The 16732-nt window shown below is 48.9% G+C and carries 26 protein-coding genes and 1 pseudogene; 6 read left to right on the top strand and 21 right to left on the bottom strand.

Annotated features, from left to right (window positions below):
* Positions 1 to 38: 38 nt before the first annotated feature.
* The 4 genes from NOC_RS02345 to NOC_RS16610 all read right to left on the bottom strand — a co-directional run bounded on the left by NOC_RS02345 (position 39) and on the right by NOC_RS16610 (position 1463).
* Positions 39 to 272, bottom strand: a complete 234-nt coding sequence (locus NOC_RS02345) for a hypothetical protein (protein WP_036497888.1) — start codon at positions 270 to 272, stop codon at positions 39 to 41.
* A gap of 66 nt (positions 273 to 338) precedes the next feature.
* Positions 339 to 656 (bottom strand): hypothetical protein, encoded by a 318-nt coding sequence (locus tag NOC_RS02340; protein WP_036497885.1) that lies wholly within the window; start codon positions 654 to 656, stop codon positions 339 to 341.
* A gap of 200 nt (positions 657 to 856) precedes the next feature.
* Positions 857 to 1171: a HigA family addiction module antitoxin gene (locus tag NOC_RS02335; protein ID WP_002812155.1), complete on the bottom strand. Its 315-nt coding sequence runs from the start codon at positions 1169 to 1171 to the stop codon at positions 857 to 859.
* Between the two features lie 13 nt (positions 1172 to 1184).
* Positions 1185 to 1463, bottom strand: a complete 279-nt coding sequence (locus NOC_RS16610; RefSeq protein ID WP_011330332.1) for a type II toxin-antitoxin system RelE/ParE family toxin — start codon at positions 1461 to 1463, stop codon at positions 1185 to 1187.
* Between the two features lie 58 nt (positions 1464 to 1521).
* Here NOC_RS16610 and NOC_RS17620 point away from each other — a divergent pair, with 58 nt between their 5' ends.
* Positions 1522 to 1677, top strand: coding sequence for a hypothetical protein (locus NOC_RS17620; RefSeq protein WP_155814832.1), 156 nt, complete (start codon positions 1522 to 1524; stop codon positions 1675 to 1677).
* Positions 1678 to 1691: 14 nt separating this feature from the next.
* On the opposite strand, the pseudogene NOC_RS02325 reads toward NOC_RS17620, so the two are convergent.
* A pseudogene (locus NOC_RS02325) lies at positions 1692 to 1960 on the bottom strand (HigA family addiction module antitoxin).
* Positions 1961 to 2553: 593 nt separating this feature from the next.
* Here NOC_RS02325 and NOC_RS02320 point away from each other — a divergent pair.
* Together NOC_RS02320 and vapC are read left to right on the top strand one after the other, a co-directional pair.
* The gene (locus NOC_RS02320) at positions 2554 to 2748 is read left to right on the top strand and encodes a type II toxin-antitoxin system VapB family antitoxin (RefSeq protein WP_013221529.1); all 195 of its coding nucleotides are present in this window, start codon (positions 2554 to 2556) and stop codon (positions 2746 to 2748) included.
* On the top strand, positions 2745 to 3146 hold the full coding sequence (vapC, locus tag NOC_RS02315; RefSeq protein ID WP_002812571.1) for a type II toxin-antitoxin system VapC family toxin: 402 nt from the start codon (positions 2745 to 2747) through the stop codon (positions 3144 to 3146). Before NOC_RS02320 ends, vapC begins: the two co-directional genes overlap by 4 nt.
* A gap of 71 nt (positions 3147 to 3217) precedes the next feature.
* Here the strand turns inward: vapC and NOC_RS17225 are convergent, their stop codons facing one another.
* The 16 genes from NOC_RS17225 to NOC_RS17220 all read right to left on the bottom strand — a co-directional run bounded on the left by NOC_RS17225 (position 3218) and on the right by NOC_RS17220 (position 14652).
* Positions 3218 to 3568, bottom strand: a complete 351-nt coding sequence (locus NOC_RS17225) for an IS3 family transposase (RefSeq protein WP_147094530.1) — start codon at positions 3566 to 3568, stop codon at positions 3218 to 3220.
* 186 nt (positions 3569 to 3754) lie between these two features.
* Positions 3755 to 3976: a hypothetical protein gene (locus tag NOC_RS02305; protein ID WP_002812133.1), complete on the bottom strand. Its 222-nt coding sequence runs from the start codon at positions 3974 to 3976 to the stop codon at positions 3755 to 3757.
* Positions 3973 to 4176 (bottom strand): type II toxin-antitoxin system HicA family toxin, encoded by a 204-nt coding sequence (locus NOC_RS02300; RefSeq protein WP_002812826.1) that lies wholly within the window; start codon positions 4174 to 4176, stop codon positions 3973 to 3975. Before NOC_RS02300 ends, NOC_RS02305 begins: the two co-directional genes overlap by 4 nt.
* Positions 4177 to 4500: 324 nt before the next feature.
* A complete protein-coding gene (gene brnA, locus NOC_RS02295) occupies positions 4501 to 4734 on the bottom strand; it encodes a type II toxin-antitoxin system BrnA family antitoxin (protein WP_002811890.1) in 234 nt (77 codons plus the stop codon).
* Positions 4724 to 4987, bottom strand: coding sequence for a BrnT family toxin (locus NOC_RS02290; RefSeq protein ID WP_002813819.1), 264 nt, complete (start codon positions 4985 to 4987; stop codon positions 4724 to 4726). The genes brnA and NOC_RS02290 overlap by 11 nt, the downstream gene beginning before the upstream one ends.
* A 146-nt stretch (positions 4988 to 5133) precedes the next feature.
* Positions 5134 to 5358: a hypothetical protein gene (locus tag NOC_RS17615; RefSeq protein WP_002812093.1), complete on the bottom strand. Its 225-nt coding sequence runs from the start codon at positions 5356 to 5358 to the stop codon at positions 5134 to 5136.
* Between the two features lie 492 nt (positions 5359 to 5850).
* Positions 5851 to 6198 carry a hypothetical protein gene (locus tag NOC_RS02280; RefSeq protein ID WP_244860011.1) on the bottom strand — a complete coding sequence of 116 codons (348 nt, stop codon included), beginning with the start codon at positions 6196 to 6198 and terminating at the stop codon, positions 5851 to 5853.
* A gap of 126 nt (positions 6199 to 6324) precedes the next feature.
* Positions 6325 to 6915: an AbiV family abortive infection protein gene (locus tag NOC_RS02275; RefSeq protein WP_002812842.1), complete on the bottom strand. Its 591-nt coding sequence runs from the start codon at positions 6913 to 6915 to the stop codon at positions 6325 to 6327.
* Between the two features lie 83 nt (positions 6916 to 6998).
* Positions 6999 to 7541 carry a HEPN domain-containing protein gene (locus NOC_RS02270; RefSeq protein ID WP_002812449.1) on the bottom strand — a complete coding sequence of 181 codons (543 nt, stop codon included), beginning with the start codon at positions 7539 to 7541 and terminating at the stop codon, positions 6999 to 7001.
* Between the two features lie 50 nt (positions 7542 to 7591).
* On the bottom strand, positions 7592 to 8596 hold the full coding sequence (locus tag NOC_RS02265) for a DUF4917 family protein (RefSeq protein WP_002814094.1): 1005 nt from the start codon (positions 8594 to 8596) through the stop codon (positions 7592 to 7594).
* A gap of 276 nt (positions 8597 to 8872) precedes the next feature.
* Positions 8873 to 9430 (bottom strand): hypothetical protein, encoded by a 558-nt coding sequence (locus tag NOC_RS02260; protein WP_011330329.1) that lies wholly within the window; start codon positions 9428 to 9430, stop codon positions 8873 to 8875.
* 87 nt (positions 9431 to 9517) lie between these two features.
* Positions 9518 to 10135, bottom strand: a complete 618-nt coding sequence (locus tag NOC_RS02255) for a lysozyme inhibitor LprI family protein (RefSeq protein WP_002814251.1) — start codon at positions 10133 to 10135, stop codon at positions 9518 to 9520.
* A gap of 533 nt (positions 10136 to 10668) precedes the next feature.
* Complete coding sequence (locus NOC_RS02250; RefSeq protein WP_002812069.1) at positions 10669 to 11694, bottom strand: metallophosphoesterase; 1026 nt, start codon at positions 11692 to 11694, stop codon at positions 10669 to 10671.
* A gap of 24 nt (positions 11695 to 11718) precedes the next feature.
* The gene (locus NOC_RS02245) at positions 11719 to 13308 is read right to left on the bottom strand and encodes a M48 family metalloprotease (protein ID WP_002813031.1); all 1590 of its coding nucleotides are present in this window, start codon (positions 13306 to 13308) and stop codon (positions 11719 to 11721) included.
* The gene (locus NOC_RS02240) at positions 13305 to 14459 is read right to left on the bottom strand and encodes an RNA-guided endonuclease InsQ/TnpB family protein (RefSeq protein ID WP_002812212.1); all 1155 of its coding nucleotides are present in this window, start codon (positions 14457 to 14459) and stop codon (positions 13305 to 13307) included. Before NOC_RS02240 ends, NOC_RS02245 begins: the two co-directional genes overlap by 4 nt.
* A gap of 37 nt (positions 14460 to 14496) precedes the next feature.
* A complete protein-coding gene (locus NOC_RS17220) occupies positions 14497 to 14652 on the bottom strand; it encodes a hypothetical protein (RefSeq protein ID WP_002812806.1) in 156 nt (51 codons plus the stop codon).
* Between the two features lie 451 nt (positions 14653 to 15103).
* Between NOC_RS17220 and NOC_RS02235 the strand changes: the two genes are divergently transcribed.
* The 3 genes from NOC_RS02235 to NOC_RS02225 all read left to right on the top strand — a co-directional run bounded on the left by NOC_RS02235 (position 15104) and on the right by NOC_RS02225 (position 16712).
* Positions 15104 to 16099, top strand: coding sequence for a hypothetical protein (locus tag NOC_RS02235; protein ID WP_002813673.1), 996 nt, complete (start codon positions 15104 to 15106; stop codon positions 16097 to 16099).
* 111 nt (positions 16100 to 16210) lie between these two features.
* Positions 16211 to 16432 (top strand): TA system antitoxin ParD family protein, encoded by a 222-nt coding sequence (locus NOC_RS02230; protein ID WP_002813362.1) that lies wholly within the window; start codon positions 16211 to 16213, stop codon positions 16430 to 16432.
* Entirely contained in the window at positions 16425 to 16712 is a 288-nt protein-coding gene (locus NOC_RS02225) for a type II toxin-antitoxin system RelE/ParE family toxin (protein WP_011330327.1), read from the top strand. Before NOC_RS02230 ends, NOC_RS02225 begins: the two co-directional genes overlap by 8 nt.
* The last annotated feature ends 20 nt before the right edge of the window (positions 16713 to 16732 follow it).

Raw genomic sequence — 16732 nt, 5'->3', positions numbered from 1 at the left:
TCCGCAAAAATGCGCTGGCGAGCCATATCCCGTATACGTTAAACGTTCACCTTTGTTGCTTCAACCAAGAGGATCGTGGGCATATCGTATATGGCCTCAAGAAGAAAATAATAGAGGATCAGGCTCTCACCGGGAGGGAGCTTTGCGCGCTGTTGGAAATCGATTTCGATGAAATTCAAAACGAGCGAATCCGCGATGCTCGCGAGAATCTCCGCTATTTTGTATCCTGCTTGCTCTCGATCGACGAATTGCAAGCCGAAATCAAGCGCCAACTTACGAGCGAATCCGCATAACTACCGGCAGGCACGGGAGTTCGATCTGCCACTCAACGCCAAAAATCAGCGGCGCGGCTTTGCCGCGTCCGACTGCATGCGCTTGTTAGCGGATATGTCTTTGAGCGAACCTGATATGTACTTATGAATAATGCTTGATACCAGGGTTTGATAGGGAATACCTTCTTCTGATGCTTTCAGTTGAACGGCCTTCAAATCTCTATTGGAAATTCTAATATTTATCCGTTTGTCTTTGCGTACCGTGTTCTTTGCCGCACTGACTAGTTCAGCCCTTCGTTTTTTGGTAAGGACTGATTCAAATTCGCCGGCTTCGACAGCTCTGAGAAGCTGCTGTTCTTCTTTGCTTAATTTAGCATTACTCATGTATCGTCTCCGAGATAAATCTTTGTAAATTTTCGACTAGGAATGATTGTTTTTAGAAATAGTTCATCCTCATTCTCGACGTATGGGACAAGATAGACGTAGTCTTCAACTGCTACGACGAAGATTCGTTGATGTTGTGTATTTGGGTGGACAATTTCGTCCAGGAAGCGGCAGAAAACCGGTCGCTGTGCAACCGTTGGTTATGCCCTAGGCCCGATTTCTGGTACAGAGTCCCAAGGACGGATATTCTTCAACTGGTCTTCAAGAGCATCCTTTGCAATCTCTGTGTCGTAGGCTGCTTGAGCCCGCAACCAATAACCGTTGGAAAGACCAAAAAAACGGCAGAGCCGGAGATCCGTGTCTGCAGTTATCGAACGCTTTCCGGCAATAATCTGACTGATCCTCTGAGCCGGCACTCCGATTTCTTTAGCCAAGCGGTATTGAGAAATCCCCATAGGCTCCAGAAATTCTTCTTTCAGCAACTCGCCTGGCGTTACAGCATCAATGTTCCGCATGAGCTACCTCCTACTAATGGTAATCAATAATTTCGACATCTTCCGCACCGGCCTTCGCCCAACGAAAGCAAACCCGGAACCGCCTGTTGATTCGAATGCTGTGCTGACCCTGGCGGTCACCAGACAACGCTTCCAACATATTGCCGGGCGGTACTTTAAGATCATCAAGCTGACTGGCAGCCTGGAGTTGCCTGATCTTCCTCAACGCAACACGCTCAAAGTTGACAAAGCGCCTGATACGACGACCGTTCGCCAGCTTTTCGGTATCCTTACACTTGAACGATAGGATCATGACTCAATAATAACGCAACGAGACAATAACGCCAAACGTTACTATTGAAAAACTCTTAGTGAAGGGCACAATCGGGGAGTTGACCGGCAGGTTATCCTGGGTAATAGATGTACGGCATCTGATGATGCAGGAGGTTCTGCCAGTCGAACGATTGTTTGCGACGCGGAGCGGCGCGGGCAGCCGTTTGGCGCCGTTGGCTGGAGCGCCGAGTTAGGCCAAACATAAGCATTAAGCAACATGGGTTTTCACAGGCGTAACGTGCATATCGGCGCAATGCTGACGGGTTTGCCAGAGATCATAGGCGTTTTGCAGCCTGAGCCAGTGTGCTGCATTCGGCTTGCCGAATGCCATTTCAAGCCGCAACGCCATCTCCGGCGTAATTACACCACGACCGTTGAGTACCTTGGAAAGGGTCTTTCGGCTTATGCCCAAATGACGGGCAGCCTCAGTGACCGATAGCCCCACTCGCCTGGATGAGCGGGATTATGCATATTCATGAGCCAACCTCGTCAGTGGTAATCTTCGTAATTCACAGTTTCTGCATCACGGCCCACAAAGCGAAACGTCATCCAGGTTAGAGAGGATTAGCCGCAGTCGCGTAGCATGTTTCGCCTGAGTGCCCGACTTGCCACTAGCTTGGTAAAACCGTTCCATGCCTTTGTGAGCAAAACTCCTAATCATTAAGAATTGTAACCGCTGAGGTTACGGTATGCAACCTTGTAGGTTACGCCCTCTAGATACAAGGTCTAACGACCAGAAGCATTGGATTAACTCTGATAATACATCAAAAATTTCGTATGCTTTATGATGGAACTCAGCAAGCTCAGCTACAGTGTAGGAAACAAAGCCCCTTCTATGCTTATTCCCTTCAGGGATGCCTCCGGAGAAGTTTGTGCCGAAGATTTCATCGTCATTACTCCGTGACCAGCAGAAATGAGCGAATTTGTTTCTGGCTGATCTAATATGCGGTCGCAAGACAGAACACCACGGGTTTACCCGTGGATGAATGAGCCCGGCTGCGGTATGTTGTGGATTTATTTTTGCTTCACTGTATAATGTGTATTTATTAACTAATTATACACATACTCCCATGAGAACAAATATTGTAATTGACGATAAATTGATGGCAGAGGCTTTAAAAGCTACCGGTTTAAGAACCAAAAAGGAAGCCGTGGAAGAAGGTCTCAAACTACTGGTTAAGCGGAATAAGCAACAGGCTATCCGTAAGCTGCGGGGTAAATTGCATTGGGAAGGTGATTTAGAAGAGCTGAGAGGCGGCAAGTGATTCTTGCCGATACCGGTGTTTGGATAGATTACTTCAACGGTGCAGTAAACGAAAAAACTGATCTCCTTGATTTTGCGCTGGATGAAGGGACCATTGCCATGGGGGATCTAATTCTTTTGGAGATACTCCAGGGGTTTCGCGAAGATAGCGAATATAAAAAAGCAAAGCGCACTCTGACCACACTCGACCAGTACGAGTTATTTGGTCACCATATGGTTGACAAGTGTGCCGATAATTATCGATTTCTGAGAAAAAAGGGAATTACCATCAGGAAAACTGCCGACCTTATAATTGCTACATTTTGCATTGAGAACAGATTTCAGCTGCTATTTTCTGACAAAGACTTTGCCCCTTTCGCGGACTATTTAAATCTGGAGCAGTTTCAACCAAAAACATAACGCCACGCATCACCGGCAGCAAAAAGCGCCGTTCCCCGTTCCTCGTCGCTCTGCTTTTTGCTGGAAAGTTCCTACGCAAAAGTGGACACCATTGTGGTGGATTGATCGACTTCGAACTCCATGGGTGAACGATACCCCAAAGGCGAGTGAAGGCGGTAGCGGTTGTAAAACTCGACGTAGCTGCGCACTGCGGCGTACAGTGCTACCGTCTGAATTATACAGAGTGTTCCCGATTTGCCTTGAGGACGAACCATCGGAGTTATATGTGCTATTGCCAATTCTCCTGGATGAACTGCCATCAGAGCCGTAGATGGTGTTGCCGATGCCTCTATAGCTCGTTCCATCTGAGCCATAGGTTGTACCCCCGATATTTCGATAAGAAGTTCCAGACTGGCCATGCAGATATTCCTCTGCTTGAACAATGCCAGAGATAAAAATGCTTGCAACTATAGCCAATATTGCTTTTTTCATGGGATGTACTCCTTTCTGGTTGATTGCATAACGACCAAGCTAACCGGCGCCGACGAAGGAGGCGTCCGAGTTGAGCGCCGGGTTAGGCATTTGTCCTCCGGAACAACCTTTTACTCACTTGCCGTTTATTTAAAGATTTACCCTACTTCCTGCATCGGTCGAATGCGAGGACTAGGAAGTGCATACCCCTCTTCTTCGAAATGACGAATAACATCTTCAACAACCTCACATAATTCACCGTATAGTCTTACTGGATCATCTCCGTGAATTCCTGTAATCAAGTCAGGGCATTTTCCAATATAAGTTTGATCTTCTTCGCTCCACTCAACCCATTTATGATACTGATCGATCTTTTTCATTTCTTCACCGTTTCTATGGCTTGTTTCACCTGCTTTTCTTGATAAGGTTTCGCGTCGTCACCAGACTTTCCGCTGAGCGTCACGGCACCGGCATACTTGGTATGCGTAAATTTGCGATGCGATCCTTTACCGCCACCTGAAATTTCGTAAAACCCAACTTCTTTTAGATCTTGGACAAGCTCTCTAATTTTTCTTGCCATGTTTACAAATTCAATCTACGGCAGCAAACCGCGCGATACCTAACAGTTAAATAGTTCAGCATCTATGCCCTGAATTCTCTCGCCAAGCCTCTTTTGCAGGCAGTAACAAACTCAGCTTCTGTTGGTGCTGGTTGTGTATCGTAACCTTGCTCTTTCAGTAATTGAACCATTTGCAAGAAGATTTGATAATCTTCAGCAACTTGTACATATCCATGATCTGACTCAAGCCATGCAATAAGCTTTTACTTGTCGGATTTCTTACCCTGGTCATGGTGAATAAAGTTCTTCATCCAGTAATTGAAGCGACTTTGGGGTCCGCTGGAACTACTTGTTAGAAGCTATTTGCTCAAGGCGCTCAGCCAACCAAACTTTAATTACCGATTGCCGCGTAACACCCAAACGCCCTGCCTCCCGATCCAGGGATTCGACCATCCAAGCCGGAAAATCGACATTTACCCTGCGCTGTTCTTGAAGGGGCCTCCGCGCTTTGGACAGATCCAAGGATTTGGTGACATCTTCGCCTTTCTCGAATTTCGCATCAAAGCTCTTAGCCTTCATAAATTGCTACCTCTTCAACCCGTGAGCGGCGCACCGAGATTATTCGGATGTTGCCATTTCGGGGCGTAATGACCGCCGACCAGTGCTTCCCTTCGATTTTGCCGATTACCAGAAAACGCTCTTCATCGGACGTTAACGCTGGGATTTCCATGAGATAGGGATCGCTCCAAAGCGCTTGGGCTTCGACGAAATCGATGCCGTGTTTGCGCCGATTGCCGTTGCTCTTTCGCTCATCAAATTCGAAGGTGTACATTGGTATAGAAATTATACCTTTTTGGCGAAGATCGCAAGGCTTGTTCTGCTTCTAACGTCTAAGCTCAGCCGCACTTGAGGGCGACTGACCGAAGCGGTAGGGAAGGGAGGGAGCGGCCAAGGGTCGGCTGCAGCGCATTGTTAGGTTCATAGGCCAATATCGAAATAGTGGTTAAGTATCCAGATTGCGCATGCTCCAAGCACGACAATAATCACTCCTATAGCGATCAATCCCGTTGGTTTTTGGTACCACTGATGATCGTTACTAGTTACCACCACTTTCGTTTCAACGTCATGTTCTGGCTCGAAATCATTCTCTAGTTCCCCGATCGCTTGGTTCACGATGCCGATCATAGGATTTAGGTGGGCCATGAGAAGATCAGCAGAAAGATTCGTAACCCTTACATATTTCGCGTGACCCATAAAGTTGTCGTAATGATTGCGGTCGTACCTTAGTAATGGTGCAACATTGTCAATCCATTGCATACAGTCATTAGCTGATTGAAAGAGCGGACCCTCCCGCCTTTCTACGCGTAGCTCTTTCAATCTGGCTATCCGCTCCTCTCTGTTCATGAACCTAATCGGGGAGTTGACGGGCGGGTTCTCCTGGGTAATAGATGTGCGGCATCTGATAATGCAGGTGGTTCCGCCAATCGAACGGTTGTTCGCGACGCGTAGCAGCGCGGGCAGCCGTTTAGCGTAATCAACTCCCCGATCCGCGCCGCGCAGCGGCGCGAACGCCGCATTAAGGTGTGAGCAACGCCGCCACCACACCTTAACCATTGCGCCTTAAACACGAAACTCAACGATGGAATGAAAGGTGCTAAGCGTTGAGAATCACTCTTAAATGCTTTGTTATGTGCGTTACTCACCAGCCCAACGATACTTACGAATAAGGTCTTCTTTTTTAGTATCAAACTGCCTTAGATCTGAACCAATTACAGCTTTAAGTAACCACCCAGCATCTTTGCCTGCATCTTTTACAGGATCCTCACTACCTTTAGCTTCGTGTTTTTCGTACAAAGAAATTAATGGAGTTCCTTGCCAATAGAAATTTTCACCGCCCATTAGATCTCGAAGAGAGAACCACTCATCCTTACGATTTTTACACCAACAGTAGACAGCACCTTGCAAAAATGACTTTATCGATGCCTGATCTTCCTCAGATACACCAGTAATGCCTCGGATAACTTCTGTATTAATGAAACTCATTTTTTCTCCTAGCACATAATCGGGGAGTTGACGGGCGGGTTCTCCTGCATACATAGGCGTACGGCGTCTGATTATGCAGGAGGTTCTGCCAGTCGAACGGTTGTTCGCGACGCGTAGCGGTGCGTCTCACGCGTCTGCCTTCCGTAACTTGTTATATTCTTTCAAAAATCGCCTCATCTTGGCTCCTGTTTTCGAGGTAGATATTTTCCCCAAAGAAACCTGTTCAACAGCCTGGATATATTTCAACCGTTCATGGGTGATGTTCATAAGCTTTATTGCGTCGTCTTGAGTAACGACCTCTCTAGGTTCTCTAAAGACACTATCAACCAAACCAGCGTAAAGGCTGTTATTTTTCATGTCGTTGAGGTGAGGCGTGGTTTTTAATGCAGCCTCATGTTCCCTGACATCAGAGTCATCAGCTCTAATTTCGCTTTGAAAATAATCATGAACGTGCATTGCGTTGATCTTATCCTGGTGCCTCTTCAAGCGGTGATGCAGCTTTTCCCAGTCAACTTCTTCGCCGTTAACAAGATCCAAGCCCGCACCAACCAACATTGGTATTTTTGCTAATTCCTCGCAACACAAATGCGCCAAACAGTAGGCTCGTGGAAAGAAACCGTGTTTATATAAGAGCTGAGATTCCGCAAATAGACTCTCTGCGTTACTCAACAGCTTTGCACGAGCCGACTCAATTTCTTCGATAGACAAAGCTTTCATGGTTCTATCATATATAACGCGGAGCACAGCGGCGGCCCGTCAGGGACGTCTGGCGTCCGAAGACAGCGTACTGATGCGAATTGTTAGAGATTTTGCTCAAGATAATCATCCGTTGCACGAACCAACTCCCGTAGGAATCTGATTACCTTCTCCAACTCATCTTTCTTAATCAAATGGGCGGCCGACGATCCATTATTGATTGGCTTCGAACGATGAACGGCGTCTCCGCGCTTTGAAATCCACTGATTTAGGGATTTTCGAGCCTTTTCCGGGGTTACGTTCGCCCAAAACCATGCTGAAGTAACGTCTAATCCAAGATAATCCTGAAAGATCTTTTTGGTCTTGTCTGAGGTTGGGTTATGGAACTGCTTCAGCTCTTGTTGGAGTTTTTTCTGTATAAACTCCCCAACGTAGCTACCCGAGACGACATTGAGACGTTTATCCATGGCCTCTGTGATACGGTCTTCAACGTATGTTTCCCACGCTGTCAGAGCCATGACCAAACCAGCTCGCTTTAGCACCTCAGCATTTGCTGGAGGCGGATTGCAGTTGATCGCATCGAAATGAGCAAGCAGCTCTTCTGCGTCTTTTATTCCATGCTCAAACGAGCTCTTTGCTTGTGACATATTCACTTCTCTAACGCCGCATTCAGCGGCTTGTCCGCTGCAACGATTTGTTATTTCTCGACACGTAAAACCTCAGATCCCAGGGGGTGAGATTCAGAATCGAAAAAGTCCAATGACTTCTGATGCAACTGCTCTATGATTCGAGCCTTGAAATCCAGGATGACCTCAGCGCGCTGGTGCGGCCAAACACCAATAGCCAATCTGTCCACTGAGCTTTGAGAAATCGCATCGATGATATGTTGATCGTAGTCGCGATGCAGGGAGTGCCCAATAATTACAGCATTACCTTCTAGACCGCTCAGATTCGAAAAGCAGAACCGTAGATAGTCATTTTTACATATTCGAGACAATTTCTGTTGCCAATGTCCCTCAGAAATAAAGAGAGGGAATTGATCCCTCGCATTAAGATCAAACAATTCGAGCAAATTGCCGTTTTGATTTGTCGCCAGCTTCTTCGTGCGACCATCCGGAAGTTCAACTAAGTGAATGGCCCCATGGAGGTAATGAATCTTTGTACGCCTAGGGAATACCTCAGTGTTGCATAACTCAAAAACCCCGTCAGCACCCCAAAAAAAGTCCCGAAACCGATCCACACCTTCGTGCATTATTGACCAATATGGGATCAAGTCGTAGTTGGTCGTGAACACATCATCGTAGCCACCCAACTGTTCGTTTATCGCCGCAGCGTTGAACTGACCGTATGCGACATGAGAGTAATTGACGGCATCTGCCAAAGCACGTTTCGTGTTCTGATAAATCGCTTCAATTTCATCCCCTTGAGGTCTCCCGAGTTGCTCGTCAACCATCCTGGCGTGGAAAAGTATTCGCAAGACGTCCTCGAAATTTGAACTTCCGACATGATCAAATAGAGTCACGGATTCTTCGTTTAGCTGATGCTCAAGGTCATCTTGTCGTGCAACCTGAAGAAGGCTGTCGTAGTTGAAACCACTCCATACGTTAATACTGAATCCATTACCAAGCAGCAGAGACTGCCAATTCTCCTTAGCCAAATTTCCCCAATCGGCAAGGGCATCATCAATCCGGACTCCAGTCATCCCACCTCCACTAGCCGAGAGACATAATCGGGGAGTTGACGGGCGGGTTCTCCTGGATAATAGATGTGGGGCATCTGATTATGCAGGAGGTTCTGCCAGTCGAACGGTTGTTCGCGACGCGTAGCGGCGCGGGCAGCCGTTTGGCGCAGTTAACTCCCCGATTCGCGCCGCGCAGCGGCGCGAACGCCTGAGTTCAGCGGCGTTTGAGGCGACGCCTGCTTTGCGGCAGCAAAGCAGGTGGTGGGCCAAACGTCCGCTGCAACGATTTGTTGAGCGTCACTTCGCAGAAAGCTTGGGCCATGCAGCCCTCTTTGCAAAATTGAACACATCTTCTGAAATTTCACACTCAATGGCAGAAGTAGATATCAACCCAATTTCGCCACCTTTTGGTAAGACTTGACTCCAAACGCGAACTTGCGCTGTCCAAATGCTGGTTCGCTTTAGAACCTGGCCGTATGTTGTGGTCCCCATCACATCGTAGTAGAAAAACTCGAAATCGAATGGTTCGTATGCAACGTCCTCTTCCCCGGCCCTATCGAGTAACGCCTCGAACAATCCCTCGCCAACGTCGCCGTCATCGTCGAGATACAATTCATCGCGGAGATTTTCCAACACATCGGCGCTCAGACCTTCGACATAAGCCTCAACCAAGACGGACATCGTTTCGACATAAGCATCCCAATAGATCGATTCTTCATTCTGAACCTGAGCTTTGATCTCTTCCCAAACTGAATCTAGCGATGAATCTTCTCCCGAAAGAGTCGCGGGCATTCGCGAAAGCTCATGTATGAATGCGGAAATAGCAACCTCGGTTGTCGACTTCGATTCATTCACCGAATAGCTCCCAGTGACGCCCAACGATTGAACTCTGCTACCGTCGAACGAGCGCCAGCGAGTGAGACGGTCAGCAGGAGTGACTTGTTATAAGGCGTCTTGCTCGGCATTTGGCACCCGCGTGTCTTTCATGAACTTAAGCTCTGCTTCCAATTCAACTATTCGTGCAACGGTGACCGTCTCCATTGTTGAGGCATAAATGAGCGGCTGAATACTGCCCCCCTCGTATTGTGAGGCTGAGAAGTCAGCATGGCTTTTCTGGTAGGTACGCCAGGCTTGATTAGCTTCATCTAACAGAGCAGATTCTTCAGGAGACAAGAACTCCTTGATTTGTTCTAGTATTGCATCAAGTTTACGCTCGGCGCTTTGATAGGCATTTCCGGCAACAATATTCATTTCTGCCTGTGTCATCGCAGTACTCATCTCAATTTCACGAACTTGTTTAGCCTCTTCTTCGTAGCTGATGCTTAGTACTTTCGCAACATCTGCCCGCTCCATCAGCGCATCTTCAAGGCTCTTTAGATCCTCAAAGGTGTAGTTGGTGTTGTCGAGTTCTTTTCGAAGCGAGAGAAGTTTTTCGGCTTTGTGGATGTTTTCAAATACTGGCGCTTGTTCTGTCCTGCGACGCCAGAAAAACCACACAGCAGTCCCGACTCCACCTAGCAGGAGCAGCACGACATCTTTTATAAAATCTGGCAACTGCATTTTTTAAGCCTTATAATCGGGGAGTTGACGGGCGGGTTCTCCTGGGTAATAGATGTGGGGCATCTGATGATGCAGGGGGTTCTGCCAGTCGAACGGTTGTTCGCAACGCGTAGCGGCGCGGGCGGCCGTTTGGCGCAGTCAACTCCCCGATTCGCGCCGCGCAGCGGCGCGAACAATTTATTCTCAAGTAAATACGCGCCCTGATAAATTGATATTGCCGGCTTTTTCAGGCACTTTTGCCCTGATAATACCCAAAACATGTATTAGCCTTGATAACCTGATATTAGCTATAAATTCAGGCAAGTTCGCCTGTATATTCGTTAGAATATTATCCACAGAGATATCAAAAACAGTAGACCAGCTTTCAGTAAGTTCGTCTTCTTGCTGGCAAACTTTAATCATCCTGAGAAAAGAAAAAGAACAGAAGCGGATTAAAGAAAATTAAGGGGAATGGCAACGAGGCATGTTTGACGCAGAGATTGGATAAGCAGGTACTTCGGAGTTTGACTCGAAGGGGGATTTTTAACGGCTTTTCAGGTGCAGCGAAGCCGATGCAGGGTGATCTCAGGTGGGCAGTTGAAACGGACATCGACAATAGAAACCCCCGATCCCACCGATGTGTAGCCTTGCATCTGGCGGTACCGCCAAGGCCCGGCGCAGATCCGGCGGGGGCAGCGAGCATTGACCATGACGGGGATACCCCCCGGCAAGCAGATCTGGCCACCATGGGTGTGCCCACAGAACATGACATCAAAGTCACAATGGGCGGCACGTTTATAGATTTCCGGGGAATGGGCTAGCAGAATTCGGGGAACGGATTCCGGAATTTGCGCGCAGGCTTTTTCCGGATTATCCGCACGATAATAATGAGGATCGTCAACCCCGGCGAGATAGAAACCGACCTCACCATCCCGCTCGATAGGTACCGCTTCGTTAAGCAGCATCCGCACGCCCATGGCTTCCAGCCCAGGGACCATGCGAAGGCTATCATGGTTACCAAGCACGCCGTAGACTGGTGCTTCAAGATGAGTCCGCAGCTGCGCCATGGCCTCTATGGCTGGCTGATAAGGCCCGTATGTCTTCGCCCGTAAATCCCCGGTGATGACACATATATCATATTTTACCTTCTGAACTTGCTCAATCAGCACCTGGGGAAGCTGCCCGTTCATGTCCAGGTGGAGATCGCTTAAATGTAATAGCGTATATCCCTCAAAAGAGGGTGACAGACCCTTTATAGGAATATCATTATGGCGGACCCGAAGGGCCAAGGCATTGCGTTTACCTCGCCCGTGGAGCGCCAAACATCGCAAGGTGGTGCGAATAAAGAAATGAATGGAATACCAATTCTCGATATGAAAGGAATCCTGCTCCTGGGAAGAGGCATGGGTTTTATAGTTCCCTTCGGTGCCCAGGCGCCGCTTAAAGTGGAAGGCGCCAACGCGCTGTTCAAGTTGTTTTAAAGCCAGGAGTTCCTGATCCAGAGGTGAAGTCTCCTCCGCCTCCTGTGCCTCTGCCCTCCCGGCGGAAGCAGCATATTCATACGTTGTTTGTTTCATCATTAATCGCTTAATTAAGTATGATGGTTAATTGGCAATTCGGGCCTGGATCACCTTAGCCTCGATCCGTTCGAGCGCACGTGGATCTGAAAGCGGCCCCAGATTCGTCTTGAGGCGCGCGGTCTGACCTGCGGCAAGAATTCCTTGAAACGCTTGCTTATGGGACTGGACGTGCCCCTGGGAATCCAGATAACGCACTTCAATGCCAATATCGCGGACGGGGAGCGGTGCCTGATTAGTCACCCGGACAACGAGATAGCCACGCCGATTTAACTTGACCTGAGCCGCTAGATATTTTTGGGGATTATTAGGCAAATCCAGGTAAACCAAGGCGCGTCTTGCTTCAAGGCCCAAAGGGGTTTGGGAGGCGGCTGCCTTTTGGTAGTAGGTCATGGCGCCTTGCCGATCTCCTTGCGTCAAGGCTAAATCACCTAAGGCTTTATTAGCGCTTTCCGTGGGTAAAAGGGCTATACTCTGCTGCAGATCTTGACGCGCCTTTTCTGAATGGCCTAATGCTTTGTTTACCAAACCCCGCTGATTATAAAAATAAAAAAAATGATCATTGCGCTTAATAGCCCGATTATAATCGGCCAGAGCTTCCTGATAGCGTTTCCTTGCCAGATAGACATCACCGCGCAAGCCATAGAACAGGGCTTCCCGGGGCTCTTCAGTAATGGCCCGCTCCGCTAAACTCAGCGCCTGCTCCAGGTTGCCCTCTTGAAGTGCTTTACGGCCTTGATCATAAGCAGCATAGGCCGTTTCTACCTGCCTCAGGGGAGCAAGCTTGGCTTGGTAGCGTTCCGCCCCTAACTCACCTCCGGCAGGCAAAGTACGGGCAGTCATCTCATTGGCCTCCACCCGTTCCAGGGAAGGAGGATGGCTTGCCAATAACCCCGAAAGCCAATTTTCCTGCTGTCCCTCGGAGAGACGAACGAAAGTTTCCTGCAAGCTCACCGCTGCCCAAGGATCATAGCCGGCGCGGGACATATAGCGCATGCCATAAAGATCCGCTTCCCGCTCCGCATCGCGGCTATATTTCCGATTGACCAGTTGCGCCGCCGCTTGCGCCCCGCCCAACACCAGGGGCGTGTATTCACTCACTCCCGTTGCCAGCACTGAACCTAACACCGCCCCCTTCAATAATAAATCACGCTCCATGCCTTGGGCGCTATGACCGGCTGCGGCATGGACGATCTCATGGCCTAGCACCGCCGCCAGCTCAGCTTCATTGTTTAGCTCCGTCAATAAACCCCGGTTGAGAGCAATTTTACCACCCGGCAGGGCCCACGCATTAGGGGTGGAATCGTTAATAACCGAGAACTCATAGGGCAGCGAACGATCACTCACGGCCGCCAGACGCTGACCCACCTGGCTCACATAGGCTGTGAGTGCGGGGTCAGCCGTATAATCCCCTCCCTGCATCTGCCGCATCGTCAAATAATTCTCCTCCCCCATCTGAATTTCCTGGGTTTCGGAGACCAGCGACAGCTCCCGCTCGCCTGTTACCGGATTAATCGCACAGGCGCTAAGCAGTGCGGCAGCTAGTAGCCATAAAGCGAAGCTTACTCGCCGCTCATAAAAGCCTAGGATGATCTCTGAAAACCTAGGCTTATTCACACCGTCCACACCGATGCCGCTAGCGCGGTCTTACTTGGCTCTTGCGTGCGTTTTACGTCTGGCTTGAGCGTGTCCCGACGATACCGGTTTAAATTAATCGCGGCATTGAGATCGCGGTCTATGGTTAATCCACAATCACAGGCCAATGCTCTATCCGCGAGCGTGATGTCGTGAAGCTGTCCACAGCCTGAACACATCCGGCTAGAGGGGAAGAACCTATCTACCAGCTCAACCGTGCAGCCACGAAGAAAGGCTTTGTATTCAATCAACTGGCGCAGCATCCCGAAGCCCGCATCGGCGATGGACCGGGCTAGTGTACGGTTCCGAACCATCCCTTTAACATTGAGATCTTCTATGGCGATTCGATCATAGTTTGCCGTTAAACTATGGCTCAGTTCATGGAGCACGGCTTTCCTTTGTTGAGCTATCCGATAGTGCAATTTGGCTAACCGCTGCTTGGCTATCGCTCGACGGTTGGAGCCTTTGCGCTTTCTGGATAGACTTCTACTTAAATGCTTGAGTTTCTTTAGGCTCTTTTTTAACTTGTTGTTGGAAGGAATCACTTCATTGTCAGAAGTCACGGCCAGCGACTTGACGCCAAAATCCACGCCTACGGAGGGGGATCGGTTTTGGCTATAGTCCTTATAGTCTGTCGTATCTACCAGAACGGAGGCGAAATACTTACCGGCTTGCTTACTCATCGCCACTTGCTTGGGCGTTCCCTCGAAGCGCAGCCGCTGGCGCATGGGGATAAGTGTTTTGAGTTTTTCAATCCTCAGCTTGCGGCCCTTGACCTCAAACTTGGTTTTCTCACGTAGGGCGAAGCTATCGTTGATGTCTTTTTTCTTAAACTTTGGAAAACCGGGCTTCCCTCCCTTTTTCACCCGCCGAAAAAAGTGCTTGAAAGCATCATCCAGGTCATCAATGGCGTTGCGGGTCACGCGACTGGAAACTTCGTTATACCAGGGATACGCAGGACGGATGACTTTTATATAGTACTGGTAGGCCGCCGCCTTGCTCCACTTATTATCCGGCTTGGAGAAGTGCTCCAGTAGTTGGTTATAGCAGTGCCGCCTTGAACCGCAAGACTTGTTCAGATATTCGGCTTGGCTTGCTTTGGGCCTTAGTTCAATCTTATGTGCCAGTAACATGCTCTTACATTCCAATTTTCGTAGATTATCTTGGATTTTACTTAACAGCTTCATGCCCTACTAGGGAAATCGCCGGATGCCGGGTACGGTTAGTCGCCCGCTCCCCATTCTTTGCTATCATGGGTTCCATATCCTCAATCCAAGGAAATTTAGTATAGACAGTGTTCCCCAACATCTTGGCCGCGCACATCATCGGCTTCTACCCCTTCAGAGGGAACATCTTTGGAAAAAGAAGGTTGGGAACCTTTCTCCCCACCGAACCTCTTCTACATACTTAAGTACCTGCTGGATAGCACAAAATCCGGCAGACACAATACCGCTGACACTCCCTGAACGAACACCCTCTCCCAAAATTTCCGCTATTCTGCTCGCCTTCCCATTAAACCGCGCCGGGGAAAAGCTACAAATTTAGCCGAATATATGAATATTAGAGGCTCTTATTTAAAGATAAGCCCTCTGAGGGTGGCATGCTATGCAATAATTTTAGCAAAGAATTAACTAAGATTTATGGCAAAAACCTTCGCCCCTAGGAGCGGCGGCATACCCTGCCAAAGAGTCGCTGAAAGCCAGCAGCTGCTTTGCGCTAAACAAAAAACTACTTGGCTATCATAGCCACCTATCTTCACCACAGGATATACTTGAAAATGAAATTTGTCGTTTCTTATCCGCAAACTAATTGGGACTACGTAAAATTCAGGCTAAGCCGGATTATCCGCGGGGAGGACCGCTCCAACGATGTTTTTAAGGGGTCGATGGGCGGAAAGATCCAGTTGCTCGAACACGACGGAAGCTTCGGTGGAATCCGCTCGATCGGTGAAATCTATTGCGACAAACCTTTCGGGAGCCAATTCGTCGAAGGCGAAGGCCTGTATTTTCTTACCGGACTGCCTTGTCCCGAGGACGGGACTCCAGGTAACGAGCACATCGTCCGGCTGAACGAGCAGGGCCAGATTGACCTCGAAATTCGCAGCCCGTTGTTCTCGCAACTACGCTCGATCCGGCGCACCGAAAACGGTTTGCTGGTCACCTCGAGCGGCGTCGATGCAATTCTGGAAGTCGATTTTCAGGGGAACATCCTGTGGTCCTGGTGGGCCACTGAGCACGGATACGATCATGCGCACGGCGGCGGCATGCGGGTCATCGACAAAACGATCGATCACCGTCTGAAGTGCTACCCTGGACGCTTGCAGACGACGCATATGAATTCGGCGATCATCGATCCCTACGATCCCGCGAAGATCATCACCGTGCTGTTTTACCAGGGCGCACTCGCGCGCATCGACCGCGAAACATTGAAAACCGAGGTGGTCGCCGAGGGACTCAGCGGCCCCCATCATATCCGGCCCCATTCAAAGGGCTACATAATCTCCAATTCACGCAAAGGCCAGGTCATCCTTTTCGATCGGAACTTCAAGTCCAGGAAAACTATTCAGGCAACCAACCAGTACTTTCCGATCAAATGGGTGCAGGATGCCATTGAAACGCCTTTTGGAACCCACCTAATCGCGGATTGCAACACTTTCCGGCTGCGCGAACGCTCCGCGGACGGCGAGGAAAAGACGTTCAAAACCCACCTACCGAACCGAATCTTCCAGATTGAACCGGTTTCCGACTCCTTCGCCCTGCCAAACCTAGTCTGATATAAAAAAGGGACATCCGCTTTTCTACGATTGCAATCTAGCGTCCCGCTGCAATTTGCCTCATTTGTGGCGTTTTGCTACAATTAAGAAAATCCTTAGGAGGGCATCAAAATGGCCACTAATAGCATACGCTTAGATCAACATCTTATTGAAAGAGCAACCATTATAGCCAAAGCGCTTAATCGCACGCCTCCCAAACAAATTGAGCATTGGGCAAAAATCGGTGAAATGATGGAAGACAATCCCGATTTGCCCTATGAGTTTGTCAAGCAGGCTATTATTGCAAAAGCAGAACGAGAAGCCGGGAAGCTAGAGACCTACGATTTTGGCTAAAGCCACCCGTGTCTTACAGTCCCCAACGTTTAAGAAAGCAGTAAAAAAGCTTAAAGCTAACCAGAAAAAAGATCTCGACACAGCCGTCAAGGATCTGATGGCCGATCCCGCTCTTGGGGAGCAAAAAAAGGGAGACCTCTCATTCTTACGTGGATACAAATTTAAAATGAACAAGCACCTGATTTTGCTTGGATACAGCTTTGATGATGGTGCTCTCGTTCTCGAATTGATGGCCCTAAGCTCACACGAAAATTTTTATCGCAATATCAAACAGCGCTAGTAAGTTGTCATCGGGGAACT

The sequence above is a fragment of the Nitrosococcus oceani ATCC 19707 genome, from assembly GCF_000012805.1.
GTDB lineage: Bacteria > Pseudomonadota > Gammaproteobacteria > Nitrosococcales > Nitrosococcaceae > Nitrosococcus > Nitrosococcus oceani.
This window is presented reverse-complemented; position numbering and strand designations above follow the sequence as displayed.